This is a genomic window from Hymenobacter wooponensis (genome assembly GCF_004745865.1).
Taxonomy (GTDB): domain Bacteria; phylum Bacteroidota; class Bacteroidia; order Cytophagales; family Hymenobacteraceae; genus Hymenobacter; species Hymenobacter wooponensis.
This window is the reverse complement of record NZ_SRKZ01000001.1, coordinates 575839-599980: the sequence shown is the minus strand read 5'-3', so window position 1 is coordinate 599980 and position 24142 is coordinate 575839. Positions and strand designations below refer to the sequence as shown.

Below are 24142 nucleotides of genomic sequence, written 5' to 3'. Positions count from 1 at the left end.
TCCGATGATATTTGCCGCTTTTTAAGGGTTGGGCCAGATGTTTCGGCCGATAGAGCGTGAGGATGTGAGGAGCCATAAACCGACACTGCCATTCTGTCAAACCCACCGCTGGTTCCTACCACTTCTCACCACGGGCAAGCACCAGATTACATAAAAACCGCATCTGTTTGCTGGAAAGGGCGTATTAGAGCGGTGGTAGAAAATGGTAAATCGTGGTTGCCTTTTCTAGGGCATTGCGTACTTTTGCTATATCCCGTTCCCACGCCTATTGCGCAGCCATGAATCTTCTCTCCGGCGAATATGAGTGCAAGCTCGACCCCAAGGGGCGGCTGGTACTACCCGCCAAGGTGAAGGCGAATCTGCCCGAGGCTTCGGGGAACCAGCTGGTGTTGGTGCGGGGGTTTGAACCCTGCCTCGTGTTATATCCTCGGGCCGCTTGGCGCGTGATACATGAGAAAGTGATGGCCCTAGACGAATTCAACGAGGAGTACCGGCAGTTTCAGCGCAACTTCTTCCGGGGGATGACGGAAGTAGAGCTCGACAATATCGGGCGTTTCATGTTGCCTCGCACCATGCTGCGCTACTCGGGCATTGAAAAGGAAGCCATTATCGTTGGCTTAGGCAACCGGTGCGAAATCTGGGAGCCTGAGCGCTACGACGAGTTCCTGATCAAAGACCAACAGAGCTTCTCTAAGCTCGCCCAGAAATTTCTCACTACTGAACCTGGCCCCGGCGGCCCCCTGGCCGCATGAGCGTGAACAATTACCAAAACGATACCGCCTACCACCGCCCCGTGATGCTGCGCGAGTGCCTGGAAGCTCTCGACCTGCAGCCCGCTGGCCGTTACGTTGACGTAACCTTCGGTGGGGGCGGCCACTCCGCTCGCATTCTGGAGCACCTGACCACGGGGCACCTCTACAGCTTCGACCAGGACGCCGACGCCGAGCGTGAAGCCGAAAACCTAGCGCGTCCGCAGTTCACGTTTATCCGCAGCAATTTCCGAGACCTGCACGCCGAACTTCAGCGCCACGGCGCCCTGCCCGTGGATGGCCTATTGGCTGACCTGGGCGTGTCGTCGCACCAGTTTGATACTCCCGAGCGCGGCTTTAGCACCCGTTTCGATGGGCCGCTGGACATGCGCATGAACGCCGAGCACGGCACCACCGCCGCCGATATCATTGCCGACTATTCGGAGGCCGAGCTGCACCGCATCTTCGGGATGTATGGAGAGGTGACCAATGCCCGCACGCTGGCGGCTACAGTGGTGGCTGCTCGCCGCGGGCAAAGCATTACCACTATTGCGGCCCTCAAGAAAGCCATTGCCAGCTGCACCCCGCGGGGTAAAGAGAATAAGTATTTGGCCCAGGTATTTCAGGCTCTGCGCATCGAAGCCAACGATGAAATGGCGGCGTTGCAGGAAATGCTCATGCAAACGGCACAAGTATTGCGCCCCGGCGGCCGGCTAGTAGTGATGAGCTACCACTCTCTGGAAGACCGGCTAGTCAAGAATTTTATGGCCAAGGGAAAATTCTTCGGCGAAGCCGAGAAAAACCTGTTCGGCCACACCAACACTCCCTTTGAGGTACTCACGCGCAAACCCGTGGAAGCCTCAGCGGAAGAGGTAGCCCTAAACCCACGAGCCCGTAGCGCTAAGCTGAGGGTAGCGGTAAAGAAAGAATAGCTCACATGCAGCGTGCGCATTTCGGCCTCCTCCGCAGGTACCATCTAATAGAACAAGCCAGTGGCAACCAATACACTCAAACCCGTCGCTAGTCAGCCGCGCACCAACGCACCCCGCCAGGCGGTGGAAACGGTGGTGCCTGAACCGGTGCACACGCCTGAGCCGACCCCCGCGCCGAAGCCCACCCCTCGGGCGCCTAGGCCTGCTGCTGCGCAGCCTCCCCGGTCGCGTAGTACCTGGAGTGTATTTACGCTGCTAGAGCGCCTGACCCGCGTAGATGGCTTTTTTCAGGAAGGCCTACCAGTACGCTACCTGCCGCACTTGCTGTTTATCATGTTCCTGACGCTGGTGTACATCGGTAACACCCACTACGCCACCCGCATGAACCGCAGCATTCAAAAGCTTAAGCTCGAAACGGAAGATCTGCGCGCCGATTACACCACCCTGTCCTCGGACTACATGGAAGCCAGCAAGCAGAGCGAGGTGGCTCGTAAAGTAGCAGCCTACGGCTTGGTAGAAAGCTCGTCGCCCCCATTCCGCATTACTGTGCCCGCTGGCCGTCTCGATGAGGCCAAGCTGGAGGAAGTACCTCTGCTGACTGCTGACTCCGTTTCGGCTATGTCGGCCCGCGCCAAGGCCGATTCAATCCGTCGGGCGGCGGCTCTCACGCTGCCCGCCGACGACTCCGTGGCGGAAGCCGCGCCGCCGATGCCAATAGGCCTAGATGTAAACGGCAACCCCGTTCCCACTACCGAATCATCTTCCAATCGTTCAGCCCCCCGCAGTAATGAAAGGAAACGTTAAAAAAAGCATTGTTACCCGCATTCGGCTGGCATTCTTAGGCGTTTGCCTGTTCTCGTGCGCCATCGTCTGGAAGGTTTCGCAAATTCAGTTTAAAGAAGGTGCCCGCTGGAAAGCCCTGGAGCAGGAGCGCCGCATTGTGTACCAGCCGGTTTTCGCCACCCGGGGCAACATCTTCGCTTCTGATGGGCGCAGCATCATGGCTACCTCGCTGCCGTTTTACCGGATAGCTTGGGATCCTTCAGTGGTGAGCGATGCGCTCTTCAAGGAGAAGAAAGACTCGCTGGCCTTACTGCTGTCGAGGTTCTTCGGCGACCGAAGCCCGCAGGAATATTTGCGTCGGCTCAAAAACGCTAAGAATCCCAAGGCCCACGTGCGGTACATTCGCCTGAATTCCCGTCAGATTAACTTTCAGGAAAAGAAGGAGTTGGCGCAGTGGCCCATTTTCCGGGAAGGCAAGAACAAAGGCGGCGTAATCTTCGAGAAAGTAGATAAGCGCTTCCGGCCCTTTGGCGGTTTGGCGCAGCGCACCATTGGCTTCGTAAACGAAGACAAGAACGGAGCAGGCCTAGAGTTTACCTTCAACCGTCATTTGGCTGGCAAAGATGGGGAAGCCCTGTTTGAGCGCCTGCCCGGCGGCAACAAGCCCATTTACGACGGTACCGAAGTAAAGCCTCAGCCCGGCTACGATATCAAAACTACCCTGGATATTAATCTCCAGGACGTGGCTGAAAACGCCTTGTATAAGGCGCTGGTGGATAACGATGCCCAGTACGGCACCGTAATTCTAATGGAAGTAAAAACCGGCGAAATCAAGGCCGTTGCCAACCTGGGCCGCGCCGCCGATGGCGTGTACCGCGAGGATTATAACTACGCTATTGCCGACCAGGGCCGGACCGAGCCAGGTTCGACGTTCAAGCTGGCTTCGTTGATGGCCGTGTTGGAGGAAAACCCCGACCTGACGTTGGAAGACTCCGTGAATACCGGCAAAACCGGCGCCATGCGTATCGGGGGGGCTGTGAAAACCGACACCCACGCCAATGGCTGGATCACCATTAAGCAAGTATTCGAGAAGTCGTCCAACATCGGAGTAGCTGTGCTCGTAGATCGGCAGTTCAGCAAAAACCCCGATAAGTACACCGACTACCTCAAGCGCTTCGGCCTCGATAAGCCCTTGGGCTTCCAGATGGCTGGTGAAGCTCGGCCGTACGTGAAAGACCCTCACGACCGAAGCTGGAGCCGCACTTCGCTCACAACCATGTGCATCGGCTACGAACTGAAGCTGGCGCCTTTACAAACTTTGGCTTTCTACAATGCCGTGGCCAATGGTGGCGTGAAAGTGCAGCCCATGATCGTAAAAGAAGTAAAGCAGGCTGATAACGTAGTTGAGCGTTTTGAGCCCGTGGTGCTAAATCCCAAAATCTGCTCCGACGAAACCCTGGAGAAGGTGCGAGCCATGATGGAGGGCGTAGTAAATGAAGGAACTGCTCGGGGCATCCGAACCAACGACTACGGCATTGCGGGTAAAACTGGCACTGCCTGGAAATTCAAGAACGGCGCCTACACCCGCATGTACTCTACCAGCTTCTGCGGCTACTTCCCCGCCGATCAGCCTAAGTATAGCTGCATCGTAGTGGTGGACTCTCCTAAGCGACGTGGCTGGTCGGGGGCTGAAGTGGCGGCGCCGGTTTTCCGCGAAGTGGCCGACAAAGCCATGGCCCGCGATGCCGCAAGCCTGCGGCCTCTGCTGGCTCGTGCACCTTCATCTACCAAGTCGAGGGTGCCATTTGTGCAGGTAGGCATGCAGGACGAGTTGACTATGGTGTTTAGCCAACTGGGTGTCACCCACGAAGGGGCCACCAACGCCGACGACTGGGTGCGGACGCTAGCCGACTCTAACGCCGATAAGCTTAGCTTAAAGCCAATGGCTGTGCGCCCCGGCCGGGTGCCCAATGTAGCGGGCATGACCTTGCGTGATGCTCTCTTCTTACTCGAGAATCGTGGCCTACGCGTCCGGACAGTGGGTACGGGTCGGGTGAAAGCGCAGTCAATTGCTGCCGGGAGCCCTGTGCGCCGCGGCACCATGGTAGTACTGCAAATGGAGCCGATTGGTGGACAGCCCATGGTACCAGTGCCTGCGCTGCCCCCTACTACTGGCATGCCCACACTGGCTGAAGGCCGTAAGGTAAGGTCAGATGCCAGTGCCCTGGATGAGGAACCGACGGTAGTACCTAAACCCGTAGCCCCAGCAGCGAAGCCCAAGGTTTCTTCCCCTGGCAAGGCGGCGGCTGTTGCCAAAACGAAGCCGAAACCCCGCGCCTAGCTCTAGGCCACAGTAGGCCACTTGTTATACCCGCGTGTATCGCGCTAGCCCTTAGAACTACATCTTGAATCAGTCAACTTCTCTTGCTTCTCTTCTCACGGCTGTGAGTGTAACGGCGCAAATGGGCCCTACCGATGTGCCGGTAACTGGCCTAACGCTGGACTCCCGCCAAGCTGGGCCGGGTATGGTGTTTTTCGCCTTGCGCGGCACGGCCAACGATGGTCATCAGTTTATCCCGAAAGCGGTGGAAATGGGTGCCGCAGTCATTGTCTGCGAAGATCTTCCCGCTGACCTGAACCCCGCCACGGCCTACGTGCAGGTGAAGGATAGTGCCGAAGCTATGGCCTATATGGCCGCTGAGTTCTATGGGCACCCCTCTCGGAAGCTCCAGTTGGTGGGTATCACGGGGACGAATGGTAAGACTACCTGCGCCACCATGTTGCACAAGCTGTTTCGGGAGTTGGGCTACCACTGTGGCCTGCTGAGCACGGTGCAGAATCAGGTTGATGAGCAAGTAATTCCGGCTACGCACACCACACCCGATGCCATTCGGCTGAATGAGCTGCTGGCGCGCATGGTGCAGGCTAGCTGTACGCACGTGTTTATGGAGGTAAGCTCTCATGCCGTGGTGCAGCACCGCGTGACTGGCCTACAGTTCGCGGGCGGGGTATTTACCAACCTCACCCACGACCACCTCGACTACCACGGCACTTTCGATGCGTACCTGAAAGCCAAGAAAGGCTTCTTTGATATGTTGCCGAAGTCGGCTTTTGCCCTAACCAACGCCGACGATAAGCGTGGCCCCGTGATGCTACAAAACGTAGTGGGCCGCCGGGAGTCGTACTCTATGCGTGGGTCGGCTACTTTCCGGGGCAAGCTGATCGAAAACGCCGTGCATGGCCTACACCTTGAGGTAGATGGCCGGGAAGCGCAGTTCCGTTTGATCGGCGTATTTAATGCCTACAACCTGCTAGCCATTTATGGTGCGGCGGTGCTGCTAGGGGAGGAGCCCACGGAAGTACTGACGGTACTCTCGGGCCTTACTTCTGCACCCGGCCGCTTTGAGCCAGTATTGGCCGAGAAGACCCGCATTACCGGTATCGTAGACTACGCCCACACGCCCGACGCGCTGGAAAATGTCCTGCAAACCATTGCCGAAATTCGCCAGCCCAGCCAGCAGGTAATTACGGTGGTAGGTTGCGGCGGCAACCGCGACGGTGCCAAGCGGCCCATCATGGCGCGGCTAGCCAGCCAACTCTCCAACCGGGCAGTGCTGACCTCCGACAATCCCCGCTTTGAGGACCCCAACGATATTCTGCAGCAGATGCAGGCCGGGGTGCCTGCCACTGACCAGGGGAAGGTGCTAACTATTCCAGACCGCCGCGAAGCCATTAAAACGGCCGTAGCGCTGGCCCAGCCCGGCGACATTGTGCTGGTAGCCGGCAAAGGCCACGAGGCCTACCAGGAAATCAAGGGCGTCCGCTCCGATTTCGACGACAAACGGGTACTGGTTGAGATGTTCAACTTGCTGGGTAAGTGATAGAAATACTAGTTGGCGCTGAATAGTCCAAAATCTGCGAAAACACAACATTTGACCTCAAGCTAAAAACCCGAACCTTTGCAGCTTGGAATACTCCTGACTCCTACCTGCTGACCCTCGCGCCCATGCTCTATTACCTCTTCAACTATCTCTACAAAGTTCATCACCTGCCGGGCGCGGGTGTATTCCAATACATTTCGTTTCGAGCGGCGCTAGCCGTGGTTACCTCCCTCATTATTGCGCAGTTCTTTGGTAAGCCCCTAATTCGGAAGCTCCAAATGCTGCAAATCGGGGAAACCGTACGCGACCTAGGCCTGCAGGGCCAGATGGAGAAAAAGGGCACTCCCACCATGGGCGGCCTGATTATTCTGCTGGCGATTCTGGTGCCGGTGCTGCTGTTTGCCAAGCTCGACAATATCTACATCGTGCTGATGCTGTTGAGCACCGTGTGGCTCGGTATTATCGGCTTCGTTGATGACTACATCAAAGTAGTTAAGAAGGACAAAGAAGGCTTAGCTGGCCGCTTCAAGGTGCTAGGCCAGGTAGGCCTAGGTATCACGGTAGGTTGGGTGCTTTTCTTCTCCAACGACGTAACCGTACGCCAGTACGCATTGGCCAATGGGTCCTTCTCGGCGGTAGATGCTAGCGGCGTGTATCAGGATGTGAAGCTGATGATTACCACAGTGCCCTTCCTGAAGAACAACGAGCTCAACTATGGTGACCTGTTCGCTACCGCCGGCGACTTCTTCAACGAGTACTACGCCTTCTTCTACATTCCCATTGTCATCCTCATCATTACCGCCGTTAGCAATGGCGCCAACATTACCGATGGGCTAGATGGCCTAGCCGCTGGTACCTCGGCTATCATCGGTATCACGCTGGCTATCTTTTGCTTCGTGAGTGGTAACGCGCTGCTGGCCGACTACTTGGACGTGATGTTTATCCCGAACTCCGGCGAGCTGGTAATTTTCTGTACCGCTTTCGTGGGGGCTTGCGTGGGCTTTCTGTGGTACAACTCGTATCCGGCGCAGGTTTTCATGGGCGATACGGGCTCCCTGGCCATCGGTGGCATTATTGCCGTGCTGGCCATTATTGTACGTAAAGAGCTGCTGATTCCGGTGCTGTGCGGGGTGTTCCTAGTGGAAAATCTCTCGGTAATGGTACAGGTCAGCTATTTCAAATACACCAAGCGCAAGTACGGCGAAGGCCGCCGCCTCCTACGTATGTCGCCCCTGCACCACCACTATCAGAAGCTCGGATACCACGAGTCCAAAATCGTGTCGCGCTTCTGGATTGTGGGCATCATGCTAGCAGTACTTACCCTGGTGACCTTGAAACTTCGCTAGTCAACTAAACTGGAGAAGGTAGTGCTTAGAACTTAGACGCAACTTCTCTCCGCACTTCATGGCACCTATCATCCTCTAAGTTCTAAGCGTTTTCTTCCTATGGCTAAAATTGTAATTCTAGGAGCTGCTGAAAGTGGGGTAGGGGCTGCGCTACTGGCCCAGGCTAAAGGGCATAGCGTGTTCGTCTCGGACCGGGGACCCATCCAGCAGATCTACAAGGATAAGCTGACGGACGCGGGAATTCGCTTTGAGGAAAACCAGCACAGCATGGACGAATTGCTGCTGGCGGATGAGGTAGTGAAAAGCCCCGGCATCCCGGAGAAAGTAGCCGTTATTCAGGCCCTTCGGGAGCGAAACATTCCCATTATCTCTGAGATAGAGCTAGCGGGCCGCTATACCAAAGCCAAGTGTATCTGCATTACGGGCACCAACGGCAAAACCACTACCACGCTGCTTACTTACCACCTGCTGAAAGAAGCCGGGTTCAAAGTAGGCCTAGCCGGTAACGTAGGGTTTAGCCTAGCCGAGCAGGTTATTGAAGACAAGCACGACTACTACGTAGTGGAGCTGAGCAGCTTTCAGCTGGACGATACTTATGAGTTCCGGCCCTGGATTTCGGTGCTGCTCAACATCACCCCCGATCATCTCGACCGGTACGGGTACTCTATGGAGCAATATGCCCTGGCCAAGCTCCGCATCATGCGCAACCAAGACAGCTCGGGGTATTTCATCTATAATGCCGATGATGAAATGATTCAACGGCATTTCCAGGCCGCATTCCGAACGGTAAAACAGATGCCGTTCAGCCTCCATGAGCGCCCCGATTACCAGTTGGCAGCCTATTATTCCTCTGAAGAGGAAATATGCGTAGATCTAGAGCCGGGTTACTATAGCAAGACAGAAAAGATAAGCACTTCGGCGTCTCCGCTTATTGGGCAGCACAATCGGCAGAACACTATGGCGGCCGTGCTGGCTGCCCGGGTGGCGGGTATCACCAAGCCACAGATTGAGGCCGCCTTGGCTACCTTCCGAAACGCCGAGCACCGCTTGCAGCCCGTGGGCGAGGTGCATGGTGCCCGTTTCATCAATGATAGCAAAGCCACTAACGTGGAGGCCGCCTGGTTTGCATTGGATGGTATTCGGCAGCCTATCGTGTGGATAGCCGGTGGCACCGACAAAGGCAATGACTATGGCACCTTGGTTCCGTTGGTACAAGCCCGCGTGAAGGCCTTGATTTGCCTGGGGGTAGACAATGAAAAGCTGAAAGCTTCCTTCGGTTCCGTAGTACCGCATCTGGAAGAAACCCGGAGCATGGAAGCCGCCGTGCGCCGGGCCGCCGAGCTAGCCTCGGAAGGTGATGTGGTGCTGTTGTCGCCGGCCTGCGCCAGCTTCGATTTGTTTCGCAACTACGAAGACCGCGGTCAGCAATTCATTGAACAGGTAGAGAAATTAATGGAGGCCTAGGCCAGTGCGCTAGCTTACTTCCCGCGCACCCTAGCTTTCACACGCATAGTAAATCGTTTCAGTACTCACCCTCTTTTTTACTCTGTACGACGATATGGAACCGATAACCAACTGGCTACGGCAAAATCTGAAGGGCGACCCCATTCTGTGGGGAATTGTATTGCTGTTCTCCTTTATCAGTATTGCAGTAGTGTACTCTTCTACGGGTACCCTGGCCTACAAACAGCAAGGAGGTAATACAGAATACTACCTCCTGAAACATACCGGCCTGATTTTCTTTGGCCTAGCCTTCATGTGGTTGGCGCACCGCATCGATTATCGTTACTACTCGCGGCTTTCATTGTATGCTCTGCTGCTATCGGTGCCGCTGCTGTTGTTTACCTATATGCTGGGCCCTTCGGTAAATGGAGCGTCGCGCTGGCTAACGATTCCAGTTATCAACCAAACTTTTCAGCCATCCGACTTAGCCAAGCTCGCCCTGATTTCGCACCTGGCCTCTATGCTAAGTCGGCGCCAACAGCACGTGGATGACTTCAAAACGACGCTGCTGCCGGTAATGCTGTGGGTTGGGATTATCTGTGGTCTGATTATTCTGTCGAACGCTTCCACGGCGCTGCTGCTGTTTGCTACTTGCCTGCTGCTTATGTTCATTGGCCGCGTGCCCCTGAAGCAGATGGCCGTAATGGTTGCCATTGGGGTATTGGTTGGCGGAATAGGCCTAACGGCCGGTCAGCGCTATAAAACAGTACTCTCGCGCTTGGAAAGCTTCACGGATAAGAGCAAGCCAGTGCCGTTCCAGCTGGAGCACGCCTACATTGCTGAGGCTACGGGGGGCATTTTTGGCAAAGGGCCAGGCAAGAGCACAGAGCGCAACATCATGCCTCACCCATACTCCGACTTTATCTATGCCATCATCATTGAGGAATACGGCCTGTTTGGGGGGGTAGTCGTGCTGTTTCTATACCTGGCCTTCCTGTACCGAGGGCTCAAAACGGTAATGAACAGTTACGGTGCCTTTGGAGGACTACTGTCGGCGGGGCTGAGTTTTAGTCTGGTCTTACAGGCGATGGTCAACATGGGAGTAGCCGTAGGCCTAGGGCCCATTACTGGCCTACCGCTGCCATTGCTCAGTATGGGTGGCACTTCCCTGATTTTTACGGGTATCAGCATCGGCATTATTCTGGCCGTGAGCCGTGGGGAGCGGGAAATCCGTCCTATGGTGGGCGAGCCGGATGATACCGCCCGGATTCCCCGCGTATCGTCATACGCCTAACTACACCTGCTTCCGAAAGGCGCTACGCCTCGCGTGTAGCGCACTACTGTCCTTTCTACTGAATGCCCACATCCAAGTCTACATCCGCTCCAGCCCCTTACCGCATCATCATTAGTGGTGGCGGCACCGGCGGACATATTTTCCCCGCCGTAGCCATTGCCAACGAACTGCGACGCCGTCAGCCCAACGCTGAAATTCTGTTCGTGGGGGCTAATGGCCGCATGGAGATGACGCGCGTACCCGAAGCGGGCTACGAAATTGTTGGGCTGGATATCAGTGGCCTACAGCGCCGCCTCACACCAGAGAACCTGCTTTTCCCAATTAAGGTGATGCGCGCCGTGCGGAAAGCAGGTAAGTTAATTGAGAAATTTCGGCCCGATGCCGTGGTAGGAGTGGGAGGGTATGCTTCTGCGCCAGTGCTCTTAGCCGCCACCTCGCGCGGTATTCCGGCCCTTATTCAGGAGCAAAACTCTTACGCTGGGTTAGTAAATAAACTGCTAGCCCGCCGGGTACAGCGTATTTGTGTGGCCTACGAAGGCATGCAAAGCTTTTTCCCCGCCGATAAGCTGGTGCTAACTGGCAACCCCGTGCGCAGCGAAATTGCCAGCGGTCAGCGGGAAGAAGCCTTACAATTCTTTGGTCTAAAGCCAGATAAGCCGGTGCTGCTGGTAATCGGGGGCAGCTTGGGCGCTCGTACGCTCAATCAGGCCACCGCCGCCGCGCTACCGCGTTTGCGCGAGGCAGGGGTGCAACTGCTCTGGCAAACCGGCAAGCTCTACTTCCCGGAAGCGGAAAAACAAGCTGCTCCCTACGCTCCTAATAACTTACACGCACTGGAGTTTGTGCGGCGAATGGATCTGGCCTACGCCGCCGCCGACGTGGTAGTGAGCCGGGCCGGTGCTCTGTCGGTGTCGGAACTATGCCTCACGGGCAAGCCCAGCATCCTGGTACCCTCACCTAATGTGGCTGAAGATCACCAGACCAAGAACGCACTAGCGCTATCCTCGCGGCAAGCAGCGCTGCTCGTGCCTGATGCCGAGGCTGGAGCCCGCTTATATAACGAAGCGCTAGGCCTCTTGCAGGATACCGCCCAGCAGCAGCGCCTCGCAACTAATATCCGGGCTCTGGCCCGCCCCGATGCCACGGCAACCATCGTGGATGAACTTCTTGCCCTCATGGAACACTAATGAACCCAGTCGCAGCAACTCCCTACGTCTACTTTTTGGGCATTGGCGGCATCGGCATGTCGGCACTGGCGCGCTGGTTCAAAGCCAACGGCCATGCCGTGAGCGGATACGACAAAACACCCACGCCGCTAACCGAGGCCTTGGCCGCCGAAGGTATCGTTGTGCACTACCAAGATGCTGTAGCCAATATTCCGGCTCAGGTGCGGGAAAACCGTGCGCAAACGCTTGTGGTACTCACACCCGCTATCCCCAAAGACCATCAGGAATGGGCGTGGCTGCGGGAGCAAGGCTATGATATTCGGAAGCGCAGTCAGGTGCTAGGCCTGCTTACCCAAGGCCGACCCACTATTGCTGTAGCTGGCACGCACGGTAAAACTACTACCAGCAGCATGGTGGCGCACTTGCTTCATCATGCCGGAGTGCCCAGCGCCGCTTTCCTGGGCGGAATTTCCTTGAACCTAGGCTCCAATTTACTCCTGCCGCCTACAGCGCAGGAGCTGGCATCTAGCAACCCACCGCTAACCTCTGAGTTGGTGCCGGTAGTAGTAGAGGCCGATGAGTACGACCGTAGCTTCCTAACACTTTACCCCGACGTAGCCATTGTAACCAGCACCGATGCCGACCACCTCGATATCTATGGGGATAAGGAAGCGCTGGTAGAATCGTTCCGCCAGTTTGTAGGCCAGATCAAGCCCGGGGGTACGCTTATCCTCAACCACACCGCTGACCCCAGCGTAGCACAGGCGGTACCAGCCGGCGTACGCGTCATTCGTTACGGGCTCTCTCCAGAGCAGGGGCCAGAACTGTACGCTGACAACATCACGGCCCAGGGCCATCAGTTTCAATTTAGCATGCACGGCCCACAAGGTACCGTGAGTAGCCTGGAGTTGGCCGTGCCTGGTTACCACAATGTGGAAAACATGTTGGCGGCCGCCTGCGTAGGCCAGTTATATGGGCTGAACCCCGAGCAACTGCAAGCGGCAGTAGCCGCTTATCGGGGTGTAAAGCGACGCTTTGAATTTATTCTAACTGCCGGCGCTACCCATCCCGACCGCGTTTATGTGGATGATTATGCACATCATCCACGCGAAATTGAGGCTTTCCTTCGTTCCATGCGGGCGCTGTATCCGGGCCGGAAATTGCGCGTGATTTTTCAGCCTCACTTGTTTTCCCGAACCCGCGACTTTGCGCCCGGATTCGCTGAAAGTCTGAGTCTTGCTGATGAAGTAGTGCTGATGGATATCTATCCCGCTCGGGAGCTTCCAATGCCTGGGGTAACTTCAGAATTGATTTTGTCCCAAATAACTGCACCTGTAAAATCGATACAGACGCGGGAAGAAATTTTGACAAATGCCGAAACTGATACGAATTTTGACGTATTAGCTACCGTAGGAGCAGGAGATATTGATCAACTTGTTCCTCGTTTAAGGAATATTTTGAATATTCGCTGGAATGGAGCTGAAGCGTAAAGCCAACCATCTGCTATTTGCCACTGCTTGCCTGGTTCTACTAGGCGGGCTTGGGGTATTTGCTGGCGTTCGGCAGGCCCATCGGCCGGTAGGAGGTGTCATTGTGCGCATCAGCAATGAGTTCAACAACTTCTTTATCAGTGAGCGGGAGGTAACTAGCCTGCTCACTCGCCAGGGCCGCGACCGGCTAGAAGGTACTGATCCGGCGGAGCTGAATTTGAAGGCGCTGGAAGCACGTCTGAAAGCTCACAGCTTCGTGAAAGATGCGCAGGTGTACCGCGACTTGTCCGGCAACCTGCACGCCGATGTTCGTCAGAACCGGCCCATTGCTCGCTTGGTACACGCCGACTCACGTCTGGATTTCTATCTGGATGCCGCTGGTGAAAAACTACCGCTTTCGCCTCTGTTTACTGCTCGCGTTGTCCCAATTGCGCGCTTAGGGGGGCAGCCTCTCACCGCGGCTTTTTTCCAGGATTCAACCGGCGCACAATACCTCGAGTTTCTACGCTATATTGACGAGAAGCCTTTCTGGCGAGCTCAAGTAGCCGAAGTGTTCATTAGTCCTAATGGCAAGCTCTCTTTCACTCAGCAGGTGGGAGATCAGCGAGTAGAATTTGGCTTTCCTGAGAATATTTCGGAAAAATTTGCGAAACTGATGGTATTTTACCGTCAAATTCCTCCTGTTCTTGGCTGGGACACGTACCACCGCGTCAACGTGGAGTACAAGGACCAGATCATTTGTGAATAACTATATCTGCATAAATAGCCGAAAAACGCACTTTTTTGGCCACAACCTACCTGCACGCAACCCCAACTCTCGCCCTCCCTTCTCATGCAAAACGATAAAATTGTAGTCGGCCTTGACATCGGCACCACCAAAATCTGCGCTCTAGTAGGGCGCAAAAACGAATTTGGCAAGCTAGAAATTCTTGGCATGGGGAAAGCTGTGTCGGAGGGCGTGGTGCGCGGTATCGTGTCGAACATTGACAAGACGGTTGATGCCATCAAGAAAGCTATCCGCCAGGCAGAAGAGCAGTCCGGTATCAACATTGGCGTCGTGAACGTGGGCATTGCCGGCCAGCATATTCGCAGCCTGCAGCACAACGGCAGCATCACGCGTGCCTCTTCCGACAACGAGATTACCCTCGATGACGTGAACCGCTTGACCAACGATATGTATCGCTTGGTGACGCCGCCCGGCTCCGAGATCATTCACGTAATGCCCCAGGACTACAAGGTGGATTACGAAGAAGGTATTATGGACCCAGTGGGGATGTCGGGAGTACGCCTGGAGGGCAACTTCCACATCATCACGGCCCAGAGCACTGCTATCAATAACATCAATAAGTGCGTTACCAAGGCTGGCCTAGAAATCGATAACCTGATTCTGGAGCCTTTGGCTTCTTCTATGTCGGTGCTGAGCGACGAGGAGAAAGAAGCTGGCGTAGCCCTCATTGATATTGGCGGTGGCACTACTGACCTGGCCATCTTCAAAGACGGTATTATCCGTCATGCGGCTGTGCTGCCTTTCGGTGGCAACATCGTAACTTCTGATATCAAGCAGGGCTGCTTGGTGATGCAAAACCAAGCTGAGCAGTTAAAGGTGAAGTTTGGTAAAGCTATTGCTGAAGAAGCTAGCGAATATGAAATCGTAAGCATCCCTGGCCTACGCGACCGGGCTCCCAAGGAAATTTCTCTCAAGAACCTGGCCTACATCATTGAGGCTCGCATGGAGGAGATTGTGGAGTTGGTATACGCCGAAATTCAGCGCCTTGGCTTCCAGGATAAGCTAGCCGCTGGCATTGTGCTGACGGGTGGCGGTTCCCAACTGCAAAATCTAGTGCAGCTTACCGAATATGTAACCGGCATGGATACCCGTATCGGTTACCCCAATGAGCACTTGGGTAAGAGCCGAATTGAGGCCGTGAAGTCTCCAATGTACGCTACTACGGTGGGTCTTGTGCTGGCAGGCTATCGTTCGCTCGACGACCGGTTGGCTCAGCGTGGCTTTGAGGAGCCGGAGCAGCAGGTGTACCACCGTCCGGCCGCGCCGGAGCCTCGTCCCGCAGCAGTGCCAGCGCCTCAGCCAGTAGCTCAGCAGCCGGCCCAAACTCCTGCACAGCCTGAAGCTCCTAAAAAGTCGTCGGGAGCTGGCAAATTCTTCCAAGATATCATCAGCCGCACAAAAGGCTTGCTGATTGATGATTTCGACGACAAGCAATATTAGGTGATGGGGGTCTTAGGGACTTGGGGTCTTGGCTGTTTCGTTGGAATGATGAAGTTGACCAAGCTGCAAGTACCCATTAGCCAAGACCTCAAGTCCCCAAGACCCTAAGATCTTAACTCATGAATTTTACATTTGATATTCCGGCCCAGTCCAGGTCCATCATAAAGGTGATTGGCGTAGGGGGAGGCGGCTCTAACGCCGTCAACCATATGTTCAGCCAAGGCATCAAGGACGTGGAGTTCGTGATTTGTAATACGGACAAGCAGGCCCTGGCTTCTTCTACTGTCCCCAATCGCCTCCAGATCGGCGCCGACCTAACCGAAGGGCTAGGAGCGGGGGCCAACCCTGAGCGCGGTAAGCAGGCGGCCATTGAAAGCCGCGAGCAAATCCGGGAGTTGCTCAGCAACGGCACCAAAATGGTGTTCATCACGGCCGGCATGGGCGGAGGCACCGGTACAGGTGCTGCTCCGGTCATTGCTAAAGTGGCTAAGGAATTGGGCATCCTCACGGTGGGCATCGTAACGGCGCCCTTCATGTTCGAGGGAAAGAAGAAGCGCCAGCAGGCGGAGCATGGCATCAAGGAGCTGAGCGACAACTGCGACACGGTACTGGTAATCCTCAACGACAAGCTGCGCGAGATTTACGGCAACCTGCCCATCCGATCAGCCTTCGCCAAGGCGGATAACGTGCTGAGCACGGCGGCCAAGTCCATTGCCGAAATCATTACTGTAACGGCCGATGTAAACGTCGACTTTGAAGACGTGAAAACGGTTATGAAGGACTCTGGTGCTGCCGTAATGGGAAGCAGCATCACGGAAGGTGAGAACCGCGCTCAGCGTGCCGCTGAGGAGGCATTGGCTTCTCCGCTGCTGAACAATACGGACATCCATGGTGCACAGAAAATTCTGCTTAGCATCATGTCGGGTGACCAGGCCGAGCTTGAGATGGATGAACTCACGGAGATAACGGAGTACATCCAGGACAAGGCCGGTCAGAACGCAGAAGTAATCTTCGGGCATGGTATCGATCCTACCCTGGGTCAGAGCATTCGGGTGACAGTTATTGCTACCGGCTTTGCACGGGAGGCGCATAATATCACATCTGTAGTGCCACGTGGGTCAGAGTCGGCTGCTCCTTCTGCGCCAGATCCGCAAATCAACCTGTTCGATAAGGATCGTCAGGAGGCTCCAACAGCCCCTGCCATTCCCACGTTCGGTATGCCTCCTGTACCAGCTGCGCCTGAGCCTCAGCCGGTAAAGTTTGATTTAGAAACTTCGCCAGCTCCAGTTGGCTATGTTCCACCCGTAGTCTCGGCACCTTCAGCGCCAGCGCCTGACCCGGTACTGTATCAGCAGCCAGCGCCTCAGGCGGCAGCCCCTACAACGGTACAGCACTCTCTGAGCCGTCCATCGCTAGATGCACGGGCTGAAGAGCGTCGTCGTCGTCTGCAGGAACTCAGCAATGGCCTCACTAACGATGCCATCAAGGACCAACTCGATACTCCGGCCTACTTGCGCCGCCAGGTAAAACTTGAAAACGTTGTTCCTTCTTCAGAGCAGAACATCAGCCGATTTAACCTATCGGACGATAACGAGCTACTAGGCGACAACCGCTTCCTCCACGACAACGTCGACTAAAAAAGTCGATATCTTAGTCAAAAAGCCCCTGTAGTCAATACAGGGGCTTTTCTATTTATAAGCTGTGGCTGAATTACAGCACATTATATTAAATCAGGTGGAGGCTTTACAATCCCACACAGCTGACTTTCTTCACGGCTGAGCCCGCAAAGAGTCAGGTACAACACTCTCCGTAGAATCGGTAGATAACCGAGCGGGCTCTCCAAATTCGCGGTCGGGGCTGAGGGTACGGCCGCGCGACTCTGTGTGTGGCGCTACCGTATTGCAACTAGCCATTACTAGGCAGATAAGAGCAACAATGAAAAGCTGGCGTTTATACATAAGTTGATAAATATACGCCGTTAAGGGCAAGCTAGCCGAACAATAGCCGACTAGTTACCAACTATACTAAAGCTACCTTGCCAGTTATGGTTTGAAGGGATCTGAAAACCTCTTATCTGTGACGAATGAGGAATCTGTCAAGGTTCGTAGGAAAGCTAGAAGCTGGTTCTTTTCAGTGACTGTAAGGTCGAGACGGGTGCCGTTGGTAGTGTTTGATAACAACACGTTGGGATCAACGAAAGCACTAGTAGTCTGGACGTGCTCGTTGTAATGATCCAGCACTTCTTCCAACGTCTTGAAACGACCATCGTGCATGTAGGGTGCTGTGAGGGCAATATTACGTAGGGTAGGAGCCTTAAACTTCCCTCGGTCGGAGGCTAGGCCGGTTACTCCTCCACGGCCGGCATCCTGAAAGCTAACGTCGAGGCCATTGTTGAAGAAATCAGGCGATGAGAATAGTCCAGTCTCGCTGAAATGACAATGGTGACAAGCTCCTCCCCGGATAAACACCCCACCAACTTCACCGGGATGGTTGTTGAACAAGGCTGCGCCTTGTCGCTCTGTTGGGGTGAGAGAACCGGTCTTGCGCAGATACAGGTCGTAGCGAGAATTAGCAGAAATAAGGGTGCGCTCAAACTGCGCTAATGCCTTCAAAACGTTATCCTCAGTGATAGTGCTTGTGCCAAATGCCTTCTGAAAAAGAGGCGGATACAGCTCGCTCTGCTGTAACTTTCTAACTCCGTCAGTAAGGAGCTGATGCATTTCTACGGGATTTTCAATAGGAATGCGCGCCTGCTGCTCTAAGCTGGTGGCTGCCCCATCCCAATTAAGTGTCGTCTCCCAAAGCACGTTGGCCAGCGACATAGTATTGCGCGAGTGGGCTAGGCCATCAACCCCAATGGATTTTGTCAAACCATCGGTAAAGGCTTTGCTCTGTTGATGACAACTACCGCATGACTGTGTACCCGTGCGTGACAACCGAGGCTCATAAAATAGCATGCGGCCCAAGCCCACTCCCTCCACTGTAAGTGGGTTATTAGCCGGTATACCTACGTTTTGAGGCAGATTACTAGGCAGCACTAGCTGATAGGGGGTAGTGACATAGGGGTTCTCACCAGTTTCTTCAGTTTCGCCTTTCCCTCCACAGCTAGCCAGTAATAGGCAGAAGCACCAGAAAGCAGTTAAACGAAGGTGTAAGTAAAAAGGCATAGGGAGAAGGCCTAGAACATTAGTAAGGTACTGATTTGTGGGAGGAAATGCCAGCCGCCAATGGCCGAGCTTCAAGGTGAGTAGTGCTTGGGTCCGCCAGACGCTCATCTTGCAAAAAGGATTCGTCCGTCAGCGCGCTGAGGAATGCTAGCAGGTCTGTCTTTTCTTGGGCAGAAAGCCTAATCCGTGGACGACCTGTCGGTTGCAGAAATAGTGGATCGAGAGTAGGGGAGACGACAACTCCCTGATCGTAATGGTTCAGCACTTCCTCCAGCGTTTGAAAACGGCCATCGTGCATGTAGGGTGCTGTGAGGGTAACGTTGCGGAGGCTGGGAACTTTGAACCGACCTACATCTGACTTTCGACCCGTAATGTGCGCTCGGCCCGAGTCCAGGGGGAACGTGTGGTTGAGGCCATTATTGCGGTACGACTCATCCGTGAACATATCCCCTGAGTGACATGGTGAACAGCTCTTGCGTAGCACTAACAAGCCATGTAGCTCGCTTTTGGTCAACTCGCCTCCCGCTTCACATCGCACATAGTGGTCATATCGGGAATTAGCGGAGGTAAGCGCAGCAGTGAACTGCGCTAGTGCCCTGAGAAACTGGTATGAATCAATAGGCTGGCGGCCGTAAAGGTCCGCAAAGAGCTGCTTATAAACCGGGTCAGCATTGAGCTTGCGGACTACATTGGCCAGTGTTTCGCCCATTTCTAGATGGTTCGCTAAGGGGGCTAGGGGCATCGTTTCGATGTGGTTGGCGCCTCCATCCCACAATAGCTCCCGTCTCCAGCGCAAGTTCTGCAGGGCGGGAGTGTTTCGCGTACCGATGTGGCCTAGTACGCCCTGGCTGTAACGCTGACCAGCATCTGAAAAAGCATTGGCTTGGTGGTGGCAGCTGCCGCAAGACACTTCACCCGTACGTGACAGGCGAGCATCGTAAAATAAGGTGCGGCCCAATGTAAATGCTTCCGCAGAAGGTGGATTCTGGTTGGCTGCATAAACTGGAACTGGGAAGTTGCCCGGTATCTCGGTTCCGGGAATCTGCTGGGCTAGCCAATAGCTTCCGGCATTCTTGACGGTACAGGCTACCACTAGGCCACTACATAATGCTAGAAGCCAATAGCCCACTCGGCGGCTGAAGTACCACATGGCCTAGCGTTATCGCTCCTGCACGTGCTGTACCGTAAACATGCCCGCCGCATAATTGTCGGCCAATTTCATAGCATTAGCACCCGCGCCCATGATATTATATACCTCCGCAAAACGGATTGTATTCGCACCCGAGAGCAAACGTAGTACATCAGCTTGCATATGAACAGTAGGCAGGCGGTCTTTCCGGATCTGAATAGTTGTACCTCCGAGTGAGGGCGATACGGTCCGGATAGCATTGTTAGGAGTTTTGAAGCCACCCACGTGAAGCAGCAGCCCGTGATTGCCGGGCGCTTGGGGTGAGTTGCCTTCCAGCTTTGTAAAAATGTATCCGGTATTCCAGTCCCAAAACATATTGTTAATAGGGTCTAGAACGCCAGCTTTAGCTCCCGATACATTATGGGTGCTATCCACGCCAATCATAAAGGTCAAAGCAGAGTAATCACCCGCTGGAATGCCCGTTAGCGTTATGGTTTTAGAAGCTGCCTTCGCTTCATCTACTAAAAAATAGCTTTCCGGAACTACGTACTCAGTGCCGTCTAGTTTTCTCAGCTTGAAGTTGGAGAGATAATACTTGAAGGTAGATACCGTAATATTGTCTCCAGCCGGTGTTGTGTACGGCGTGGCTGAATTGAGTACGAGCGCTGCGCTGCCGACTACATGACTTACTTCGATGTTAAGGGCATTGCTGCTAGGCTCAGCCTCTTTATTCGTATCACTGCAACTAGTAAACGCTAAGGCGGCGACCAAGAGCAGCAAAAGCATTGGGAGCTTTAGAAGTGTCATAAGGCAAATAGTTACAGCGGAGTGTCAACCATTTCAAATCAGTGTAAGCCGCTTATGCCGCCTAATTATAAAGAATAGCATGATAGGTCTGGCTCATCAAAATGATTCAATCTGCTCATTAGTCCTCTTTAAGATAACTGTTTGGTATTGACCAATTGTTCAAAAGGCAAGTAGTGCAACAATTTGCTCTTGTAGTAACTGCTGATAAAGTGGCTCTGTCAGCAAACCTTCAGTAGTTAGGTGCTTGTCGATAAAAGGTAGCCGGACCCGCTGAGGAAGTACGGCGGTGCCAAGATACATAAGCACGTCCGTCAGGTGGTTTATGGGAAGCAGCCCGCCTTGCCCACCTGATGACAGGCCTACTAAAGCGGCTTTCTTACCCCGAATACCTCCGGGATAGGGGAGACCATCAATGAATGCTTTCAGTACACCCGGAAAAGAGGCGTTGTACTCCGGAACAATAAACACCAATTTATCTGCCGCTTCTGCCATAGCCACCATGCTATTGAAGTGGTCGTGGGTACCCGTATTATGATAGAGCGCGGTAGTGGTGAAATCAACTGGTAACTCTGTCAAATCAAGGATCTGAAATTCGGCCTTGTGCTCAGTTAAGAGAGAGCCATACACTTCGGCAATGCGACGGGCGCGGGAGTTAGGCCGGTTGGTACCAGCAATAATGGTTATCATGTAAGTAAAAAGTAAAAGAGTATCCCGTGTTATCAAACGCTAGTGCCAGCATATGATAATGCGACTTGATACTCTAATGAAAGGTGCAATAAAAAAGCGAACCGGTTACCCGATTCGCTTTTGTTACGCTAGTAACTGAAAACCCTACGCAAGGTTATTGGAAGTAGCCTTGGCGTTGATGTATTCACGGTTCATGATGGCAATATTCTCTAGAGAGATGCCTACCGGGCATTCTGCAGCGCAGGAGCCAATGTTAGAGCAGGCGCCAAAACCTTCTTTATCCATCTGAGCTACCATGTTCTCCACGCGGGTTTTGCGCTCTACATGGCCTTGTGGCAGCAGTGCCAGCTGGCTCACCTTAGCCGACACAAACAGCATGGCTGAAGAGTTTTTGCAGGATGCGACGCAGGCACCGCAGGCAATGCAGGTAGCAGCTTCGAACGCACGGTCAGCAATATCCTTCGGAATCGGAATCTCGTTGGCATCTGGAGTACCGCCGGTGTTAATGGAGATATAGCCGCCCGCCTGGATAATCCGGTCGAAAGCCGAACGGTCTACGCTCAGGTCCTTGTTTACCGGGAAAGCCGCCGAGCGCCAGGGCTCGATGGTGATGGTATCGCCATCCGAGAATTTGCGCATATGCAACTGGCAGGTAGTAGTGCCAGCTTCGGGGCCGTGCGCACGGCCATTGATAAAGAGGTTGCAAGAACCACAGATGCCCTCACGGCAGTCGTGGTCAAATGCTACCGGCTCCTCGCCTTGGCGCAGCAAGTCTTCGTTTAACACATCGAGCATTTCCAGGAACGACATATCCGGAGAAATGTCCTTCACCTGGTAATCCACAATGCTGCCTGCTGTGTTGCGGTTACGCTGCCGCCACACTTTCAGGGTGAGATTCATTGGTTTGGCATTGGGGTTACTTCCAGCCATTGCTTTATGGGAGTGTTGGAGCTTAGAATCTTCGGCGGCTAGTCGCTGACCACATCCGTTATCCGGCCCCGATTTGTCAAATAGTTAAACTTCTGAGCTGAGCACAATTACATTTTGAAATATTGAGAACGGCTAGCGTGTCTCGATCTTCCAAAATGTAATTGTCTCTATTTGTAGCTACGCTGAGTGAGCTTCACATTTTCGAAGCGCAACTCCTCCTTATTCAGGATTTCAGGCTGGTTTTCGCCGTTGAACTGCCAAGCAGCCACGTAGGTGAAGTTCTCGTCGTCGCGCAGTGCCTCACCTTCTGGCGTCTGGTATTCCTCGCGGAAGTGGCCACCGCAGCTCTCGTTACGGTTGTAGGCGTCGTCAATCATGAGTTCACCAAGCTCCAGGAAGTCGGCAACGCGGCCGGCGCTTTCCAGCATCTGGTTCATCTCCTGATCGGTGCCAGTCAGCTTCAGGTCGCTCCAGAATTCGCGGCGGAGCTTCTGGATCTCTGCTTTTGCATGCTGCAAGCCTTCGGCGTTTCGGGCCATGCCACAGTACTCCCACATGATGTGGCCTAGAGCCTTGTGGAAGTCAGCAGGGGTGCGCGTACCGTTAATGCTCATCAGCTTCTGCACGCGGGCGTGCACTTCAGCTTCAGCTTCCTTAAAGGCGGGGTGCTCGGTGGTAACGGGTTTGGGAGCCGTTTGAGCTAAGTAGTCTCCAATGGTGTAAGGAATCACGAAATACCCATCGGCAAGACCCTGCATCAGGGCCGAAGCACCCAAGCGGTTGGCACCGTGGTCGGAGAAGTTGCACTCGCCAGTTGCGTACAGGCCGGGGATGGTGGTCTGCAGGTTGTAATCTACCCAGAGGCCGCCCATGGTGTAGTGCACGGCTGGGTAAATGCGCATGGGCTGCTCGTAGGGGTTCTCGCCGGTGATCTTAGCGTACATGTCGAATAGGTTGCCATACTTCTGGCTTACCCACTCGGCACCATTACGCTTGATGACGTCGGCAAAGTCGAGGAATACGGCTAGGCCAGATCCGCCTACACCGCGACCCTCATCGCACATCTGCTTAGCGTTACGCGAAGCTACGTCCCGCGGAACCAGGTTACCGAAAGCAGGGTACTTACGCTCCAGGAAGTAGTCACGATCCTCTTCCTTGATATCGCTCACGCGAATCTCACCTTTGCGCAAACGCTCGGCAGTCTCTTTGGAAGCTGGTACCCACACACGGCCGTCATTACGCAACGATTCCGACATCAGCGTCAGTTTCGACTGGTAGTCGCCCGATACGGGGATACAGGTGGGGTGAATCTGTGTGAAGCAAGGGTTGGCGAAGAAGGCTCCCTTCTTGTGTGCCCGCCATGCGGCGGTGGCGTTGCAGTACTTGGCATTGGTGCTCAGGTAGAACACGTTGCCGTAACCACCGGTTGCTAGTACTACGGCGTGGGCAGCGTGCTGCTCAATCTCACCGGTGATGAGGTTACGCGTGATGATACCACGGGCCTGACCGTCAACCACTACCAGATCCAGCATTTCACTGCGAGTGTACAGCTTCACCTTTCCGTAGGCCACCTGACGCGAGAGAGCCGAGTAAGCTCCCAGCAACAGCTGCTGTCCGGTCTGGCCGCGGGCGTAGAACGTACGGCTTACCTGGGCACCACCAAATGAGCGGTTAGCCAGCAGTCCGCCATACTCACGGGCAAAAGGAACGCCCTGAGCCACGCATTGGTCGATGATGTTTACCGATACCTGCGCCAAACGGTACACGTTGGCTTCGCGGGCGCGGTAGTCACCGCCTTTGATGGTGTCGTAGAACAGACGATAAACTGAGTCGCCGTCGTTCTGGTAATTTTTGGCGGCATTAATACCTCCTTGGGCAGCAATGGAGTGTGCCCGGCGGGGAGAATCGTGGTAGGTGAACGCCTTCACGTTGTAGCCCAGCTCAGCTAGGGAAGCCGCCGCAGAAGCACCAGCTAGGCCAGTACCAACAATGATAACGTCGTATTTACGCTTGTTAGCTGGGTTAACCAGCTTGACATTGAACTTATGCTTGTCCCACTTTTCGGCCAAGGGCCCTTCGGGAATTTTGGAATCCAGTATCATGCGCTAAAA

The 24142-nt window shown here is 54.5% G+C and carries 19 protein-coding genes; 13 read left to right on the top strand and 6 right to left on the bottom strand.

Going from position 1 to position 24142, the window contains the following annotated elements:
• The first annotated feature begins 278 nt into the window (after nucleotides 1–278).
• From mraZ to ftsZ, 13 genes are all read left to right on the top strand, one after another.
• Nucleotides 279–752: a division/cell wall cluster transcriptional repressor MraZ gene (gene mraZ / locus EU557_RS02410; protein ID WP_135528814.1), complete on the top strand. Its 474-nt coding sequence runs from the start codon at nucleotides 279–281 to the stop codon at nucleotides 750–752.
• The gene (rsmH, locus tag EU557_RS02405) at nucleotides 749–1681 is read left to right on the top strand and encodes a 16S rRNA (cytosine(1402)-N(4))-methyltransferase RsmH (protein WP_167855061.1); all 933 of its coding nucleotides are present in this window, start codon (nucleotides 749–751) and stop codon (nucleotides 1679–1681) included. Before mraZ ends, rsmH begins: the two co-directional genes overlap by 4 nt.
• Nucleotides 1682–1741: 60 nt before the next feature.
• A complete protein-coding gene (locus EU557_RS25665) occupies nucleotides 1742–2485 on the top strand; it encodes an FtsL-like putative cell division protein (protein WP_210115966.1) in 744 nt (247 codons plus the stop codon).
• Complete coding sequence (locus EU557_RS02395) at nucleotides 2469–4805, top strand: penicillin-binding protein (RefSeq protein WP_135528813.1); 2337 nt, start codon at nucleotides 2469–2471, stop codon at nucleotides 4803–4805. The genes EU557_RS25665 and EU557_RS02395 overlap by 17 nt, the downstream gene beginning before the upstream one ends.
• A gap of 64 nt (nucleotides 4806–4869) precedes the next feature.
• Nucleotides 4870–6345, top strand: a complete 1476-nt coding sequence (locus EU557_RS02390) for a UDP-N-acetylmuramoyl-L-alanyl-D-glutamate--2,6-diaminopimelate ligase (RefSeq protein WP_281062593.1) — start codon at nucleotides 4870–4872, stop codon at nucleotides 6343–6345.
• Between the two features lie 125 nt (nucleotides 6346–6470).
• Nucleotides 6471–7691 (top strand): phospho-N-acetylmuramoyl-pentapeptide-transferase, encoded by a 1221-nt coding sequence (gene mraY / locus EU557_RS02385; protein ID WP_135434046.1) that lies wholly within the window; start codon nucleotides 6471–6473, stop codon nucleotides 7689–7691.
• Nucleotides 7692–7790: 99 nt separating this feature from the next.
• Nucleotides 7791–9155: a UDP-N-acetylmuramoyl-L-alanine--D-glutamate ligase gene (murD, locus tag EU557_RS02380; protein ID WP_135528812.1), complete on the top strand. Its 1365-nt coding sequence runs from the start codon at nucleotides 7791–7793 to the stop codon at nucleotides 9153–9155.
• 94 nt (nucleotides 9156–9249) lie between these two features.
• Entirely contained in the window at nucleotides 9250–10428 is a 1179-nt protein-coding gene (locus EU557_RS02375; protein ID WP_135528811.1) for an FtsW/RodA/SpoVE family cell cycle protein, read from the top strand.
• A 62-nt stretch (nucleotides 10429–10490) separates the two neighbouring features.
• Nucleotides 10491–11615 (top strand): undecaprenyldiphospho-muramoylpentapeptide beta-N-acetylglucosaminyltransferase, encoded by a 1125-nt coding sequence (gene murG, locus EU557_RS02370; protein ID WP_135528810.1) that lies wholly within the window; start codon nucleotides 10491–10493, stop codon nucleotides 11613–11615.
• Nucleotides 11615–13084 carry a UDP-N-acetylmuramate--L-alanine ligase gene (murC, locus tag EU557_RS02365; RefSeq protein WP_135528809.1) on the top strand — a complete coding sequence of 490 codons (1470 nt, stop codon included), beginning with the start codon at nucleotides 11615–11617 and terminating at the stop codon, nucleotides 13082–13084. The genes murG and murC overlap by 1 nt, the downstream gene beginning before the upstream one ends.
• Nucleotides 13068–13832 carry a cell division protein FtsQ/DivIB gene (locus EU557_RS02360; RefSeq protein ID WP_245326144.1) on the top strand — a complete coding sequence of 255 codons (765 nt, stop codon included), beginning with the start codon at nucleotides 13068–13070 and terminating at the stop codon, nucleotides 13830–13832. The genes murC and EU557_RS02360 overlap by 17 nt, the downstream gene beginning before the upstream one ends.
• 84 nt (nucleotides 13833–13916) lie before the next feature.
• Nucleotides 13917–15311, top strand: coding sequence for a cell division protein FtsA (gene ftsA / locus EU557_RS02355; protein WP_135528808.1), 1395 nt, complete (start codon nucleotides 13917–13919; stop codon nucleotides 15309–15311).
• A gap of 119 nt (nucleotides 15312–15430) precedes the next feature.
• Nucleotides 15431–16948, top strand: coding sequence for a cell division protein FtsZ (ftsZ, locus tag EU557_RS02350; protein WP_135528807.1), 1518 nt, complete (start codon nucleotides 15431–15433; stop codon nucleotides 16946–16948).
• A 405-nt stretch (nucleotides 16949–17353) separates the two neighbouring features.
• On the opposite strand, the gene EU557_RS02345 is transcribed toward ftsZ, so the two are convergent.
• From EU557_RS02345 to EU557_RS02320, 6 genes are all read right to left on the bottom strand, one after another.
• The gene (locus tag EU557_RS02345) at nucleotides 17354–18478 is read right to left on the bottom strand and encodes a cytochrome-c peroxidase (RefSeq protein ID WP_135528806.1); all 1125 of its coding nucleotides are present in this window, start codon (nucleotides 18476–18478) and stop codon (nucleotides 17354–17356) included.
• Nucleotides 18479–18497: 19 nt separating this feature from the next.
• Nucleotides 18498–19628 (bottom strand): cytochrome-c peroxidase, encoded by a 1131-nt coding sequence (locus tag EU557_RS02340; RefSeq protein WP_135528805.1) that lies wholly within the window; start codon nucleotides 19626–19628, stop codon nucleotides 18498–18500.
• A 9-nt stretch (nucleotides 19629–19637) separates the two neighbouring features.
• Complete coding sequence (locus EU557_RS02335) at nucleotides 19638–20414, bottom strand: MbnP family protein (RefSeq protein WP_135528804.1); 777 nt, start codon at nucleotides 20412–20414, stop codon at nucleotides 19638–19640.
• A gap of 159 nt (nucleotides 20415–20573) precedes the next feature.
• Nucleotides 20574–21101 (bottom strand): NADPH-dependent FMN reductase, encoded by a 528-nt coding sequence (locus EU557_RS02330; RefSeq protein WP_135528803.1) that lies wholly within the window; start codon nucleotides 21099–21101, stop codon nucleotides 20574–20576.
• Between the two features lie 144 nt (nucleotides 21102–21245).
• Nucleotides 21246–22001: a succinate dehydrogenase/fumarate reductase iron-sulfur subunit gene (locus EU557_RS02325; RefSeq protein ID WP_135528802.1), complete on the bottom strand. Its 756-nt coding sequence runs from the start codon at nucleotides 21999–22001 to the stop codon at nucleotides 21246–21248.
• Between the two features lie 197 nt (nucleotides 22002–22198).
• Nucleotides 22199–24133, bottom strand: a complete 1935-nt coding sequence (locus EU557_RS02320; RefSeq protein ID WP_135528801.1) for a fumarate reductase/succinate dehydrogenase flavoprotein subunit — start codon at nucleotides 24131–24133, stop codon at nucleotides 22199–22201.
• Nucleotides 24134–24142 lie beyond the last annotated feature (9 nt).

What these genes read in the sequence shown, in the direction of transcription:
- mraZ (WP_135528814.1), top strand. Translation starts at nt 279, where the DNA reads ATGAATCTTCTCTCCGGCGAATATGAGTGCAAGCTCGACCCCAAGGGG.
- rsmH (WP_167855061.1), top strand. Translation starts at nt 749, where the DNA reads ATGAGCGTGAACAATTACCAAAACGATACCGCCTACCACCGCCCCGTG.
- EU557_RS02395 (WP_135528813.1), top strand. Translation starts at nt 2,469, where the DNA reads ATGAAAGGAAACGTTAAAAAAAGCATTGTTACCCGCATTCGGCTGGCA.
- mraY (WP_135434046.1), top strand. Translation starts at nt 6,471, where the DNA reads ATGCTCTATTACCTCTTCAACTATCTCTACAAAGTTCATCACCTGCCG.
- murD (WP_135528812.1), top strand. Translation starts at nt 7,791, where the DNA reads ATGGCTAAAATTGTAATTCTAGGAGCTGCTGAAAGTGGGGTAGGGGCT.
- EU557_RS02375 (WP_135528811.1), top strand. Translation starts at nt 9,250, where the DNA reads ATGGAACCGATAACCAACTGGCTACGGCAAAATCTGAAGGGCGACCCC.
- murG (WP_135528810.1), top strand. Translation starts at nt 10,491, where the DNA reads ATGCCCACATCCAAGTCTACATCCGCTCCAGCCCCTTACCGCATCATC.
- murC (WP_135528809.1), top strand. Translation starts at nt 11,615, where the DNA reads ATGAACCCAGTCGCAGCAACTCCCTACGTCTACTTTTTGGGCATTGGC.
- EU557_RS02360 (WP_245326144.1), top strand. Translation starts at nt 13,068, where the DNA reads ATGGAGCTGAAGCGTAAAGCCAACCATCTGCTATTTGCCACTGCTTGC.
- ftsA (WP_135528808.1), top strand. Translation starts at nt 13,917, where the DNA reads ATGCAAAACGATAAAATTGTAGTCGGCCTTGACATCGGCACCACCAAA.
- ftsZ (WP_135528807.1), top strand. Translation starts at nt 15,431, where the DNA reads ATGAATTTTACATTTGATATTCCGGCCCAGTCCAGGTCCATCATAAAG.
- EU557_RS02345 (WP_135528806.1), bottom strand. Translation starts at nt 18,478, where the DNA reads ATGCCTTTTTACTTACACCTTCGTTTAACTGCTTTCTGGTGCTTCTGC.
- EU557_RS02340 (WP_135528805.1), bottom strand. Translation starts at nt 19,628, where the DNA reads ATGTGGTACTTCAGCCGCCGAGTGGGCTATTGGCTTCTAGCATTATGT.
- EU557_RS02335 (WP_135528804.1), bottom strand. Translation starts at nt 20,414, where the DNA reads ATGACACTTCTAAAGCTCCCAATGCTTTTGCTGCTCTTGGTCGCCGCC.
- EU557_RS02330 (WP_135528803.1), bottom strand. Translation starts at nt 21,101, where the DNA reads ATGATAACCATTATTGCTGGTACCAACCGGCCTAACTCCCGCGCCCGT.
- EU557_RS02325 (WP_135528802.1), bottom strand. Translation starts at nt 22,001, where the DNA reads ATGAATCTCACCCTGAAAGTGTGGCGGCAGCGTAACCGCAACACAGCA.
- EU557_RS02320 (WP_135528801.1), bottom strand. Translation starts at nt 24,133, where the DNA reads ATGATACTGGATTCCAAAATTCCCGAAGGGCCCTTGGCCGAAAAGTGG.